Source organism: Corallococcus terminator, from assembly GCF_003611635.1.
In the GTDB taxonomy this organism is placed as follows: domain Bacteria; phylum Myxococcota; class Myxococcia; order Myxococcales; family Myxococcaceae; genus Corallococcus; species Corallococcus terminator.
Map to the genome: position 1 here is coordinate 15,584 of NZ_RAVZ01000098.1, position 13,199 is coordinate 28,782.

Genomic DNA, 13,199 nt, shown 5'->3' on the forward strand with positions numbered 1-13,199 from the left:
CCGCCCAGGGCGGGGGGCAGGCCCTGGGTGCCTGGGGCATCTCCCAGGTCCGCGTCATGGCTCCCGCCCCTCGGAGTAGGGCGCCTGGGGCGTTCAGCCCCGCGTCAGGGGCGCCCGGTCGTAGCGAAACGGGGTGAGGTCCACGGAGGGCTTCTCGCCCAGTACCGCCTGGGCGACCAGCTTCGCGGTGATGGGGGTGAGAAGGATGCCGTTGCGGAAGTGGCCGGTGGCCAGGAACAGGCCGGGCACGGGCCCTTCGCCAATGTAGGGCAGCGCGTCCCGGGTCCACGGGCGGAAGCCGGCCCAGGTCTCCGTCACCGGGGCGGGGCCCAGGTCCGGGCACAGCTCCAGCGCCATGTCGAGGATCCGCGCCAGCCCCGCCGCCGTCACCTGCTTGTCGAAGCCCACGTGCTCCATGGTGCTGCCGGCGATGATCCGCCCGTCCGCGCGCGGCACCAGGTAGCCCTTGGCGGACGTCACCACCCGCTCCAGCAGGGGCAGCCGCGTTTGAAGCTGGATCATCTGGCCGCGCGCCGGCTTCACCGCCTGCGCCGCCACGCCCGCGCCCTGCACCAGGGACGACCAGGAGCCCGCAGCCAGCACGACGGCATCCGCGCGCAGCACCTCGCCATCCAGATCCACGCCCACCGCCCGGCCGCCCTCGTGGACGATGCCGCTCACGTGGCCGCTGCGGAACGTGGTCCCCACGCGCGCGGCGGCCATGGTCAGGGCTCGCACGAGCAGCCGGTTGTCGACCTGATGGTCATCCGGGAAGTGCGCCGCGCCCAAGGCCTTTGGTGACAGGTGGGGCTCCAGCTCCCTCGCGGCCTGTCCGTCCAGCAGTACCGCGCGCAGGCCCATGCCGTGCTGCCAGCCCACGGTGGACTCCACGTGGTGGAGGTCGGCTTCATCGAACGCGATGCGCAAGAGTCCACACGGGCGGTAGGCGATGTCCACACCCGTCAGCTCGCGCAGCTCCGCGGCGAAGCTTCCATAGAGGGCGCGGCTTCTCAGGCACAGCTCGAAGAAGGGCCCCGGACCGTCGGACTCCCACTGCGGCGCGAGGATGCCGGCGGCGGCGCTGGAGGCTTCCGCGCCGGGAATGGAGCGCTCCAGCACCGTGACGCGCGCGCCCGCCTGCCTGAGACGCAGCGCGATGCCGCAGCCCATCAACCCACCGCCAACCACCAGGACGTCCGAGGTCCGCATGCGCCGCTTGTGCTCAAGCAGGGACGGGTTTGCAAGCTTCAAGACAACCCTGGACCCGGGGGTGGCTTGACGGCGGGGGCTCCGGTCGTTAACCCTAGGGGCGTGCGTTCCATCTCCGTGCATCACCATCATGCGCATCATCGGCCGGCCCACGACGGGACCGTTCGCCGCGCGCATGCCTGGGTGACGCACTAGAAGCGCACCTCCTCCGGCACCTGCCGCAGTGATCGAAGGCCCGTCCCCCCAGGACGGGCCTTTTTTCGTTTCCGCCTCCCCCTCTCCAGTTCCGTGAGCCCACCCATGTTGAAGATTGCCCTGCCCAACAAAGGCCGTCTGTCCGAGGAAGTGCGCGAGCTGTTCAACGACGCGGGCCTGGAGGTCCGTGGCCGGGGCGAGCGGGCCCTCACCGCGTCGCTGGGCGGCGAGTTCGAGGCCATCTTCGTCCGCGCCCAGGACATCCCGGAGTTCGTCGCGGACGGCGCGGCGCAGGCGGGCGTCACCGGCTGGGACCTGGTGAACGAAGCGGGCCGCGAGCTGGAATCCCTGTTGGATCTGGAGTTCGGCCGGTGCCGGCTGGTGGTGGCAGCGCGCGACGAGAGCGGCGTCGTGCGCGTGGAGGACGTGAAGGACGGGATGCGGGTGGCGTCCTGCTTCCCCCGGCTGACGCAGGCCTACTTCCAGAAGCGCGGCCAGCGGGTGACGGTGGTGCCGGTGAGCGGCGCGGCGGAGATCGCCCCGCACCTGGGCATCGCGGACATCGTGGTGGACCTCACCTCCACGGGCTCCACGCTGAAGATGAACGGCCTGCGCGAGGTGTCCACGGTGCTGGAGTCCAGCGCCCGGCTGGTGGCGTATCCCAGCAATGGCGCGGACGCGCGGCGGTCGCTGGACGAACTGACGCAGGCGCTGGGGTCGGTGCTGGCCGCGAGGGGCCGACGCTACCTGATGGCCAACGTGCCCAGGTCGTCCCTGGAGCAGGTGCGCGAGGTGCTGCCCGGCCTCAACGGTCCCACGGTGGTGGACGTGATGGACGGGGGCAACTTCGTCGCGGTGCACGCGGTGGTGTCGTCGCGCACCATCTACCGCACGGTCAACGCGCTGAAGGCACTGGGCGGTCAGGGCATCCTCGTCACGCGCATCGAGAGGTTGATGGCATGAGCGCCCCCGTCCTCAAGTACCAGGGCGCCCTGTCGGCCCTGAGCTCCGAAGCGCGGCGCCGGTTGCTGGAGCGCGCCGGGAATGAAGCCGATGCCCAGGTGGCCACCCGCGTGCAGGCCCTCATCGCCCGGGTGCGCGCCGAAGGAGACCGCGCCCTGTTCGACTTCGCGCGCCAGTTCGACCGCGTGGAGTTGAAGGCCCTGGAAGTGCCTCGCGAACGTTGGGATGCGGCGCTGGAGTCGCTGCCTTCCGGAGTGCGTGGGGCGCTGGAGCGCGCGGCGCGCAACATCGCCCGGGCGCACTCGGCGCAGCGGCCGGTGCCGATGGAGGTGGAGACGGAGCCCGGCGTGGTGGTGGGCCGCCGGCCGGATCCGCTGGGCCGCGTGGGCGTGTACGCGCCCGGGGGGCGGGCGGTGTATCCGAGCAGCGTGTTGATGGGCGTGGTCCCCGCGAAGGTGGCAGGCGTGGGGGAGATCCTCGTCTGTTCCCCGCCGGGACCGGACGGTCTGCCGAGCGCGGGCGTGCTCGCGGCGGCGGCGCTGGCGGGCGCGGATCGTGTCTTCGCGCTGGGAGGCGCGGGGGCGGTGGCGGCGCTGGCGTATGGGACGCAGAGCGTGCCCCGGGTGGACCGCATCGTCGGACCGGGCAATGCGTACGTCGCGGCGGCGAAGCTCCAGGTGGTGGACGCGGTCGCCATCGACGCGCCCGCGGGGCCGAGTGAAATCCTCGTGGTCGCCGACAGCCGCGCCCGTGCGGACGCGGTGGCGCGCGAGCTGCTGGCCCAGGCGGAGCATGATCCGGAGGCGTGCTGCGTGGCGCTGGTGCTGGGGGAGTCGCTGGCCCAGGACGTGAGCGAAGCGGTGACGCGTCAGGCCCGGGCCGCGAAGCGGGGGGAGATCGTGCTGTCGGCGCTCGGGAGTCGTGGGGCGGTGCTGCGAATCGACTCGCTGGAGGAGGCGTGGCCCTTCGTCGCGGAGTTCGCGCCGGAGCACCTGTTGCTCGCGACGGCGACGGCGTCGGCGGACCTGGCGCGGGTGCGCAACGCGGGCACGGTGTTCGTGGGCCAGCGCGCGTCGGTGGCCTTCGGGGACTACCTGACGGGCGCCAACCACGTGCTGCCCACGGCGGGGCTGGCCCGGGCGTACTCGGGGCTGAGCGTGCTGGACTTCTACCGGTGGACCACGTGGCAGAGCGTGACGCCGGAAGCGGCGGCGGCGATGGCGGACGACGTGGGGACGCTGGCGGACAGCGAGGGGCTCTTCGCCCACGCGGACGCGGCGCGGGCCTGGAGGTTGCCGTGATTCCGTTCCGCGACACGTACCGGGACATCCCGCTGTACTCCCCCGCGAGGAAGCCCTGCCGGGTGGACCTGAGCGACAACACGAACCTCTTCGGTGCCCCGCCGTCGGCGGATCGCGTGCTGCGCGAGGAGGGGCTCCAGCACCTGGCCCGCTATCCGGCGAGCTATGCGCCGGAGTTGAAGCGCGCCGTGGCCGCGTACGCGGGCGTCGCGGTGGAGAACGTGACGACGGGCTGCGGTTCGGACGACGTCATCGACTGCGCGCTGCGCGCGTTCCTGGAGCCGGGAGACGTGGTGGCGTTCCCGGATCCGACGTTCGTGATGGTGCCGCTGTTCGCTCGCCTGAGTGCGCTGCGGCCGGTGCCGGTGCCCTTGAAGGAGGACCTGTCGCTGGACGTGGACGGGCTGCTCGCGACGGGCGCGAAGCTCATCTACGTCTGCACGCCCAACAACCCCACCGGCACGGTGGCTGCTCGCGCGGCGCTGGAGCGGCTGGTGGACCGGGCTCCGGGCGTGGTGCTCATCGATCAGGCCTATGTGGAGTTCTCCCGGGGCGGGGACTTCATGGACCTGGCGCGCACGCGGCCCAACGTGCTGGTGACGCGCACGATGTCCAAGGCGTTCGGACTCGCCGGGCTGCGGGTGGGCTGGGCGGTGGGGGCTCCCGCGCTGGTGGCGGAAGTGGAGAAGGCCCGGGGCCCTTACAAGCACACGGCGCTGGGCGAGGCCGTGGCGGTGTCCGCGCTCGCGGAAGACGTGGCGTGGATGGAGGCCTGCGCGGCGGAGGCGGTTGAGAACCGCGAGCGGCTGCGCGGTGGGTTGAAGGTGTTGGGGCTGGAGCCATTGCCCTCGGAAGCGAACTTCCTCCTCGTCCCCGTGCCGGAAGCGCGGCGGGTGGGTGAGGCGATGCGGGAGCGCAACGTGAATGTGCGGGTGTTCGAAGGACTCGCCGGGGTGGGGGACGCGCTGCGCATCGGCTGCGGCCCCTGGCCCTTGATGGCGACGGCGCTGAAGGCGCTCAAGGAGGCGCTGTGATGCGAGTGACCTTGTTCGACTACGGCGCTGGCAATCTTCACTCGCTGGCGAAGGCCCTGGCCACCGCGCCGGGCGTGGACGTGCGGGTGCAGGAGGATCCGCTGCGTGCGCTCGACACCGACGTGCTGGTGCTGCCCGGCGTGGGCGCGTTCGGCTCGGCGGCGGCTCGGTTGGCCCCGGGCCGCGAGGCGATGCGCAAGGCCCTGGACGCGGGCCTGCCGTGCCTGGGCATCTGCCTGGGCATGCAGTTGCTCTTCGATGAGAGCGATGAGGGCGCGGGTCAGGGCCTGGGCTACTTCCCGGGCCGGGTGACCCGGCTGACCGCGCGGCAGGTGCCGCAGATTGGCTGGAACGACGTGGAGGAGGACCGGGCGCTTGAGTCCGCGAAGCTGGCCTCCGTGTACTTCGCGCACAGCTACGCCTGCCGCGCGGCGGATCCGTCGGATGTCGTGGGCTGGACGACCCACGAAGAGGACCGGTTCCCCGCCTCGGTGCGGCGCGGGAAGGTGCTGGGTGTGCAGTTCCACCCGGAGAAGTCCTCCCGTGCGGGCGTGTGCTTCGTGCAGGCGTTCCTGAAGGAGGTGGCCCCGTGATCGCCATTCCGGCCATCGACCTGAGGGAAGGCGCGTGCGTGCAGTTGGTGGGCGGATCCTACGAGGCGGAGCGCGTCCGCGTGGATGATCCGCTGGATGCCTTGAAGCAATGGCTGGCCCTGGGCTTCCGCACGTTCCACGTCGTGGACCTGGACGCGGCGCTGGGCAAGGGCTCCAACGCGGACGTTGTCACGCGGCTGGTATCCCATTTGCCGGGGCTCACCTTCACCGTGGGCGGCGGCGTGCGTGATGGCGCCCGGGTGGAGGCGGTACTCGCGGGCGGTGCGTCGTCGGTCGTCGTGGGCACCCGCGCCATCGAGGACCTCGCGTGGCTCACTGAAGTCACGGAGCGCTTCCCCGGACGCGTGGTGGTGGCCGCGGACGTGAAGGGGCGTGAGGTGGTGACGCGCGGCTGGACGTCGGGCAGTGCCCGGGACATCCGCGACGTGCTGGCCGCGCTGGAGCCGCTGCCGCTGGGCGGGATGCTCGTCACGGCGGTGCACAAGGAGGGGCAGTTGGGGGGCGTGGACCTGCCCCTGATGGAGGAGGTGGCTCGCACGAGCCGGCACCGGCTCTACGCGTCCGGGGGCGTGACGACCCTGGAGGACCTGCGGTCGCTGTCGAAGGTGGGCGCGCACGGGGCGGTGGTGGGCATGGCGCTGTACACGGGACGGCTGGACGCGCGCGCGGTCGCGCAGGAGTTCGCGGAATGAGCACGGCAACGAGCACCAGGGTCGTCCGGGAGACGAAGGAAACGAAGGTCACGGTGGAGCTGGCGCGGGGCTCGGGCGCGGCCCGGGTGGACACGGGCCTGAAGTTCTTCGACCACATGCTCGCCACCTTCGCGCGCTACGCGGGGTTGGAGCTGACGCTGCACGCGCGGGGCGACCTGCGCCACCACCTGATGGAGGACGTGGCCATCACGCTGGGCACCGCCGTGCAGCGCGTGGTGCCGGCCACGGCGGCGCGCTACGGCGAGCGCACCGTGCCCATGGACGACGCGCTGGTGCAGGCGTGCCTGGACGCGGGCGGGCGCTTCTACTACCGGGGGCCGCTGAAGAACCGGCTGTACGAGCACTGGATGCGCTCGTTCTGCGAGCACTCGCGCATCACGCTGCACCTGCGCGTCCTGCGGGGCCGGGACAGCCACCACCTCACCGAAGCAGCCTTCAAGGCCCTGGGGCTCGCGCTGCGCGACGCGATGGTGGACTCCGGGGTCGTCTTCAGCATGAAGGGCAGTGTCTCCCTGGAGGTGACGTGATGCTCAGCCGACGGCTCATCGTCTGCCTGGATGTGAAGGGCGGACGCGTGGTGAAGGGCGTCCAGTTCGAGGGCCTGCGCGACGTGGGAGACCCCGTGGCCCTGGCGCTGCGCTACGAGGAGGAGGGGGCGGACGAGGTGACGTTCCTGGACATCTCCGCCAGCGCGGAGGAGCGCGAGACGCTGTGGGACCTGGTCCAGCGCACCGCCGAGCGTCTGTTCATTCCGCTCACGGTGGGCGGAGGCGTGCGCACGGTGGACGACGTGGGCCGCGCACTCCGGGCCGGCGCGGACAAGGTGAGCATCAACTCCGCGGCGGTGGCCACGCCAGAGCTGCTCACCGGCTGCGCCGAGCGCTTCGGCTCCCAGTGCGTGGTGGCGAGCATCGACGCGAAGCGGGAAGGGGCGGGCTACCGCGTCTACACGCACGGCGGGCGGCGCCCCACCGACCTGGATGCGGTGGCCTGGGCGAAGGAGTGCGTCCGACGCGGCGCGGGCGAGGTGCTGCTCACCAGCATCGACCGCGACGGCGCTCGCACGGGTTACGACCTGGGCATGACGCGCGAGGTGGCGGATGCCGTGAACGTGCCCGTCATCGCTTCAGGGGGCGCGGGTCGCGCGGAGCACGTGCGCGAAGCATTGACGCTGGGCGGAGCGGACGCCGCGCTGGTGGCGGGCATCCTCCACGACGGCGTCACCACCGTGGGTGCCCTCAAATCCCTGCTGCGTGACAGCGGCCTTCCCATCCGGAGCACGACATGAACGCGGATTCCCGAGACCTGATGGAGGCCGCCGCCGACGTGGCGCGCAAGGCCGGTGACGTGGCGCTGGGCTTCTTCCGAGGCGGCATCGCCGTGGACACCAAGAGCGATGGGACCCCCGTGACGGTGGCGGATCGCACCGCTGAATGGACCGCGCGCCAGTGGCTGGAGGAGCGCTTCCCCGACGATGGCATCCTGGGCGAGGAGTTCGGGGAGACGCGGCCGGGCGCGAAGCGCCGGTGGATCCTCGACCCCATCGATGGAACGAAGACCTTCATCCGGGGTGTCCCGCTGTGGGGCACGCTGGTGGCGGTCGCGGAAGGGGAGCGCATCCTCGCGGGCGCGGCGTACTTCCCGGCCGTGAACGAGCTGCTCGTCGCCTCCCCGGGACTGGGCTGCTTCTGGAACGGATCCGCCGCGCGCGTGTCATCGCAGGCCGACCTGTCCCAGTCCGTGGTCCTGGTCACCGACGAGCGCTTCCTCCAGAACCCCACGAAGGGAGCGGGCTGGAGAGAGCTGTCCCGACAGGCCTCCCTCTCCCGCACCTGGGGCGACTGCTACGGCTACCTGCTCGTCGCCACCGGGCGCGCGGAGGTCATGGTGGACGAGGGCCTGTCGCCCTGGGACGCGGCGGCGCTGCAACCCATCATCGAGGAGGCGGGCGGCGTGTTCACCGACTGGAAGGGGCAGCGCACGGCGTTCGGCGGTGACGGCATCGCCACCAACGCGGTGCTCGCTTCGCGCGTGCGCGAAGTGCTGGGCGCGGGAGGCAGGCCATGACGCTGGACGTGTCCATGTTGAACTTCGACAAGGGCCAGGGCCTGGTGACGGTGGTGACGCAGGACGCGCGCACCGGCGATGTCCTGATGGTGGCGCACGCGGATCGCGAGGCCCTGGAGCTCACGCTCTCCACCGGAGAGATGCACTACCGCTCCCGCACGCGCGGCCTCTGGCACAAGGGCGCCACCAGCGGGAACACGCAGAAGGTCGTGTCCCTGAGCGCGGACTGCGACGGCGACGCCGTGCTCGCGCGCGTGGAGAAGGCCGGCCCCGCGTGTCACACCGGCGACGAGACCTGCTTCGGCGCGGGCCGCTGGGATGCGCTCGCGCACCTGGACGCGACGCTCACCCACCGAGCGGGCACTCCGACGGCGGAAGGGGAGAAGCCCAGCTACACGCGGCGGCTGCTGGAGGACCGCAACCTGCGCCTCAAGAAGCTGGGCGAAGAGGCCGCGGAGCTCGTGACGGCCTGCGCGGACGCGGATCCACACCGGGCCGCCGAGGAAGCAGCCGACCTGCTCTACCACGTGCTCGTCGCCGTCCGTCCGTTGGGGCTCGGTCTGGAAGACGTGAAAGCCGTGCTGGCCACCCGCGCGCGTCCCGTGAAGGGCTGATCAGCTCGAAAAACAGGGCGTGTCGGTTGCGACCCAGGCGGAGTTGTCCAGTCGTACTGCAGCCGGACAGCGTGGCTGGCACACAGGCGCGCCAAAGGTACAGGAGTGTGTCCGCTACTCTTCAACCGCCCTTGCGATCCTGGTACAGATTCCGGCCTGCGGCGCGGGCCGCGCCAGACGAGGCGCCCCAGTTCTCAGCGTTCGCTTCACCGGAGGATTCGTGACTTCCACGTACCAATCCGAACTCATCGACCGCGTGTTCTTCTCCCGTTGGCACAACCCGCCGACGAAGGACGACGTCGCGGCCATCATGGCGCAGATGGAGGAGGCGACTCAGCGGCTGGGAACGAACGTGCTGTACATCGCTTCCATCAGCCCCAAGGCCAAGGTTCCGGACGCGACCGAGCGCGCGCACCTGAACCAGATGGTGGCCGAGGGCCGGCGGTTCTGTGAGCAGTCCTGGCTGGTGTACGAAGGCACGGACCTGCAGCACAACCTCCAGCGAGTCATCATCTCGGGCGTGCTCATCCTCACCCGCACGTTCGACAACTACCTGTCGGTCGCCAAGTCGGCGGACGCCATCGTGAAGGACGTCTCCACCGCGCTGAAGCGCGACGCGTCCGGCATCTTCAAGACTGCGCGCGAGCGCGGCCTCATCGCCTGAGTCCCACGCGAGCGACGTCGGACCCCCGTTCCGACGCCGCGTGATTGCTGGCGCCCGCGTTACCGGGCGCCGATGATTTCCAGCTCCTTCAGTTCCACGCCCGGCCGCTCCGGTAGGACGCTCACCGCGTCCACGTCGAGCAGCGGAACGGCGGGCTTGCAGATCTCCCATCCGCCCGTCCCGTGAAAGCGGCAGACGGTGGGATCGACGTGGAAGGCCGCGCCCTGGCTGTCCTTGCGTCCCACGCCCTCCGGCGCGCGGATGATGGCGCGCAGTGTGCCCGGTCCCGTGGCGCGCACCTGGAACGACACCACGTGCTTCAGCGACGGCGCATAGCCCAGGCGCAGCACGCCCTTCGTCCCGTCACCGCCCGTGCCCACCGGCAGCTTCACGCCCGACACCTCGTCTGAATCGAACGCCCGGAACGCCTCCCCGGGGCCGGTCTGCTGATCCGGTTCGATGGGCGCCGTCTCCACCGCGCTCCCAGTGAACAGTGACGCGAGCCGGGGCGCCCGTGCGCCCTGCTGCACCGCCGCCGCGTTCAGCAGCGGTGTGGGCAACTGCTGCGTCTTCACGCACGTGGGCGCCAGCTCCTCCATCAGCGCCAGGAGGGGCGGCTCCAGATCCGGCCCCGACAGGGCGGCGGGCCCCACGGCCAGGCGGGCGAGCTCCTGGCAGGCCGTGCCCATCGCCGCCCCCGAGCGCTCCAGGCTCCAGCGGATCATCTCCAGGTCCTGCCTGCCGCGACGGGCCGCTTCCTGCAACGCGCGCGTCACGGCCGACGCGCAGGGGTTGTCCTGGGGCGCGCAGCGCTCGCACAGCACTCCGAGCATCTTCCGGGGCGGTGTTTCCCCTTGGAAGCTCAGCGTGGCGTAGGGGAACAGGCCGGCACTCCGCGCGCAGGCCGCGGCGGGCGGGGTGGGACAGTCGTCAACCTGACGGAGCAGCCCGAACCACTCGGCGCCGGCCTCTCCCTCGGCAGGCGGGGGGGAAGTGAGGACGTCCGCCAGCGCCGCGTCCAGGCTCCGGCACGCGGCGGGGCCCAGGTCGGGCGGGCCAGGCATCGCGGCCGGTCCCTTCCGGGGGGCCGGAGCGGGCGTGTCGCGGTGGGTCACGTAATACAGGCGTCCAAAGGCCAGCAGCGCTACTACCATCAACAGGAGCCGATGAAGTGGGAAGCGGCGCACGAGCAAACTCCTTGATTCCAACCGGGACCGGGGGTTATCAGCGCCCGCGAGTTCCATCCGAATTTAATGACGGAGGCGTGCGTGGCTGAGACTTTCGACTTGGTGATCATCGGCTCGGGTCCTGGCGGCTATGTGGGCGCCATCCGCGCGGCCCAGCTCGGGCTGAAGACGGCCATCATCGAGAAGGACAAGCGCCTGGGCGGCACCTGTCTGCATCGCGGCTGCATCCCGACGAAGTCGCTCCTGTGGACGGCGTCGCTCTTCCACCACATCAAGGAAGCGGCGGACTTCGGCATCGACACCGCCAACCCCACCGTCAACTGGGCCAACGCCCAGAAGCACAAGGACAAGGTCGTCACCAAGGGTGCCAACGGCATCGACTTCCTGATGAAGAAGAACAAGATCACGGTCGTGAAGGGCCATGGTCGCATCAGCGGGAAGGGCAAGGTGGAGGTGACGGCGGAGGACGGCTCCAAGCAGACCCTGGAGACCAAGAACATCATCGTCGCGACGGGCTCCGTGCCCAAGTCCCTGCCCAACGTGCAGGTGGACCACAAGCGGGTGATGAACAGTGACTCCATCCTGACCATCGACCGCATCCCCAAGAGCATCATCGTCCTGGGCGCGGGCGCGGTGGGCTGCGAGTTCGCCTCCGTGTTCAACCACGTGGGCAGCAAGACGGCCATCGTGGAGTACATGCCGGCGCTCCTGCCCATCGAGGACGCGGACGTCTCCAAGGAGCTGGACAAGATCTTCCGCCGTCGCGGCATCGACGTGCACACCGGCGCCAAGGTGGAGAAGGTGGAGCACACGGCGGACGGCGTGCGCGTCACCATGACCGTGGGCACGGAGACCAAGACGCTGGAGGCCGAAATCCTCCTGTCGGCGGTGGGCCGCTCGCCCGTCACCGAGGACGTGGGCCTGAACAAGACGGCCGTGCAGACCGACCGCGGCTTCATCAAGGTCGACGCGCAGTGCCGCACCAGCGAGCCCAACGTCTACGCCATTGGCGACGTCATCCCCACGCCGATGCTGGCGCACATGGCCAGCGCCGAGTGCGTGATGGTGGTGGAGCACATCGCCGGGAAGAACCCCGCGCCCATCAACTACGACCTCACCCCGTCGGCCACCTACTGCTACCCGGAGGTCGCGTCGGTGGGCCTCACGGAGAAGAAGGCCAAGGAGCGCGGCTACGACGTGAAGGTGGGCATCGCCCCCTTCGGCGCCGTCACGAAGTCGGCCATCTCCAACGAGTCGATCGGCATGATCAAGATCGTCTCGGACCGGAAGTACGACGAGGTGCTGGGTATCCACATCATCGGGCCGCACGCCACGGAGCTGCTCGCCGAGGCCTGCGTCGCGATGAAGCTGGAGATCACCACCGAGGAGCTGGCGCACACCATCCACGCCCACCCGACGCTCTCCGAGATCATGCACGAGGGCGCCGAGGCCACGCTGGGCCACCCGCTGCACTTCTAGCGGGTGCGGCGCGCACGGCGGCCCGGGGTGATTCCGGGGCCGCCGTAGAGCGCCTGCAGTGAGGCCGCCAGGGCGGCCAGTCGTTGTCGCAGCGACTCCGGGGCGAGCACCTCCACGCCGGCCCCGAGTTCGCAGAGCTGGGAGACCGCGATGGACTCCCGCTCGAAGTCCAGCGTCGCCTTCCGCTTCCCACCGCGAGCCGCGGGCGCCCCGTCCAGGCGCTCACCGTCGGCCGGGGGACGCATCTTCCGCAGCGCTGCTTCCCCTTCCGCCGTGAAGCGCAGCGTGACGTCGTAGCGCGGACGTTCGACGGCGAACTTCGCGCACCAGTCCTTCCAGAACGCGGGCAGGTCGAACCTCGCGGGGCGTGTGAAGCCCTGGGGATGCAGCCGCACGCTTCCAATGCGCGCGCCACGGAAGACGCGCGGGCCCTTCTCCGTCCCGGCGACCAGGTACCAGCGGTCCGCCTTGATGACGAGCCCGTACGGGTCCACGGCGCGGCGGGTGCTGGCCCCGTCGAAGTCCTGGTAGCTCAGCGACACGCGGCGGTCCTGCCACGCGGCATCACGCAGCGTGCCCAGGTGCGGCACGGGCTCGCGGCCGGTGAACCACCCGGACGCGTCCACGTGGAGGCGCTGGCGCGCATGCTCCAGCGCGGGCTGCTGGAGGGCGGGGAGCGCCGCCGCCAGCTTCACCATCCCCGTGCGCAGGGGCGCGGACAGGCCCAGGTCGTCCAGGGCGCCCGGGGCTCCCACCGTGGCCAAGGCCTGGAGTTCCGGACGGGTGAGGCCGGTGAGCTGCGTGCGCCAGCCTTCCATCAGCGCCACGCCACCCGCGGCGCCGCGCGTGGCGTACACGGGGATGCCCGCGGTGGACAGGGCGTCCAGGTCGCGGTGCACGGTGCGGCCGGAGACCTGGAGCTCGCGGGCCAGCTCGCCCACGGTGCTCCGGGGCCGGGATTGCAAGCGCATCAGCAGGTGCACGAGTCGGTCGGCGCGCAGGGCGTGTCCTCCATCAACGGGAGCGGGCAGCTTCGCCCGGCAATCATGACAGGGGATGTCAGGATTGGGCGTGCAGGGTGGAGGCTTGAAAGGGGAGGACCACCATGAAGCCACTCGAAGGACGGATTGCCCTGGTTGCCGGAGCGACGCGGGGCGCG

At 71.0% G+C, this 13,199-nt stretch carries 14 protein-coding genes; 11 read left to right on the plus strand and 3 right to left on the minus strand.

Annotation, left to right across the window (positions count from 1 at the left end; genetic code table 11):
- Positions 1-93: 93 nt before the first annotated feature.
- A complete protein-coding gene (thiO, locus tag D7V88_RS16075) occupies positions 94-1,209 on the minus strand; it encodes a glycine oxidase ThiO (RefSeq protein ID WP_120541518.1) in 1,116 nt (371 codons plus the stop codon).
- Positions 1,210-1,509: 300 nt separating this feature from the next.
- Between thiO and hisG the strand changes: the two genes are divergently transcribed.
- The 10 genes from hisG (at position 1,510) to D7V88_RS16125 (ending at position 9,374) form a co-directional block, all read left to right on the plus strand.
- Positions 1,510-2,367 carry an ATP phosphoribosyltransferase gene (gene hisG, locus D7V88_RS16080; protein WP_120541519.1) on the plus strand — a complete coding sequence of 286 codons (858 nt, stop codon included), beginning with the start codon at positions 1,510-1,512 and terminating at the stop codon, positions 2,365-2,367.
- Entirely contained in the window at positions 2,364-3,668 is a 1,305-nt protein-coding gene (gene hisD / locus D7V88_RS16085) for a histidinol dehydrogenase (RefSeq protein ID WP_120541520.1), read from the plus strand. The genes hisG and hisD overlap by 4 nt, the downstream gene beginning before the upstream one ends.
- Positions 3,665-4,702 (plus strand): pyridoxal phosphate-dependent aminotransferase, encoded by a 1,038-nt coding sequence (locus tag D7V88_RS16090; RefSeq protein ID WP_120541521.1) that lies wholly within the window; start codon positions 3,665-3,667, stop codon positions 4,700-4,702. Before hisD ends, D7V88_RS16090 begins: the two co-directional genes overlap by 4 nt.
- On the plus strand, positions 4,702-5,295 hold the full coding sequence (gene hisH / locus D7V88_RS16095; protein WP_120541522.1) for an imidazole glycerol phosphate synthase subunit HisH: 594 nt from the start codon (positions 4,702-4,704) through the stop codon (positions 5,293-5,295). The genes D7V88_RS16090 and hisH overlap by 1 nt, the downstream gene beginning before the upstream one ends.
- Positions 5,292-6,008 (plus strand): 1-(5-phosphoribosyl)-5-[(5-phosphoribosylamino)methylideneamino]imidazole-4-carboxamide isomerase, encoded by a 717-nt coding sequence (locus tag D7V88_RS16100; RefSeq protein ID WP_120541523.1) that lies wholly within the window; start codon positions 5,292-5,294, stop codon positions 6,006-6,008. The genes hisH and D7V88_RS16100 overlap by 4 nt, the downstream gene beginning before the upstream one ends.
- Positions 6,005-6,556 carry an imidazoleglycerol-phosphate dehydratase gene (locus D7V88_RS16105; protein WP_120541524.1) on the plus strand — a complete coding sequence of 184 codons (552 nt, stop codon included), beginning with the start codon at positions 6,005-6,007 and terminating at the stop codon, positions 6,554-6,556. The genes D7V88_RS16100 and D7V88_RS16105 overlap by 4 nt, the downstream gene beginning before the upstream one ends.
- A complete protein-coding gene (hisF, locus tag D7V88_RS16110; protein WP_120541525.1) occupies positions 6,556-7,317 on the plus strand; it encodes an imidazole glycerol phosphate synthase subunit HisF in 762 nt (253 codons plus the stop codon). The genes D7V88_RS16105 and hisF overlap by 1 nt, the downstream gene beginning before the upstream one ends.
- Complete coding sequence (gene hisN / locus D7V88_RS16115; protein WP_120541526.1) at positions 7,314-8,096, plus strand: histidinol-phosphatase; 783 nt, start codon at positions 7,314-7,316, stop codon at positions 8,094-8,096. Before hisF ends, hisN begins: the two co-directional genes overlap by 4 nt.
- A complete protein-coding gene (gene hisIE, locus D7V88_RS16120) occupies positions 8,093-8,710 on the plus strand; it encodes a bifunctional phosphoribosyl-AMP cyclohydrolase/phosphoribosyl-ATP diphosphatase HisIE (RefSeq protein WP_120541527.1) in 618 nt (205 codons plus the stop codon). The genes hisN and hisIE overlap by 4 nt, the downstream gene beginning before the upstream one ends.
- Positions 8,711-8,930: 220 nt before the next feature.
- Positions 8,931-9,374 (plus strand): DofB protein, encoded by a 444-nt coding sequence (locus tag D7V88_RS16125; RefSeq protein ID WP_120537998.1) that lies wholly within the window; start codon positions 8,931-8,933, stop codon positions 9,372-9,374.
- Between the two features lie 59 nt (positions 9,375-9,433).
- Here the strand turns inward: D7V88_RS16125 and D7V88_RS16130 are convergent, their stop codons facing one another.
- A complete protein-coding gene (locus D7V88_RS16130; protein ID WP_244238176.1) occupies positions 9,434-10,438 on the minus strand; it encodes a hypothetical protein in 1,005 nt (334 codons plus the stop codon).
- A 204-nt stretch (positions 10,439-10,642) separates the two neighbouring features.
- Between D7V88_RS16130 and lpdA the strand changes: the two genes are divergently transcribed.
- Positions 10,643-12,040: a dihydrolipoyl dehydrogenase gene (lpdA, locus tag D7V88_RS16135; RefSeq protein ID WP_120541532.1), complete on the plus strand. Its 1,398-nt coding sequence runs from the start codon at positions 10,643-10,645 to the stop codon at positions 12,038-12,040.
- Here the strand turns inward: lpdA and D7V88_RS16140 are convergent.
- Complete coding sequence (locus D7V88_RS16140; protein ID WP_372241086.1) at positions 12,037-13,011, minus strand: helix-turn-helix transcriptional regulator; 975 nt, start codon at positions 13,009-13,011, stop codon at positions 12,037-12,039. The genes lpdA and D7V88_RS16140 overlap by 4 nt on opposite strands.
- Positions 13,012-13,199: the final 188 nt, after the last annotated feature.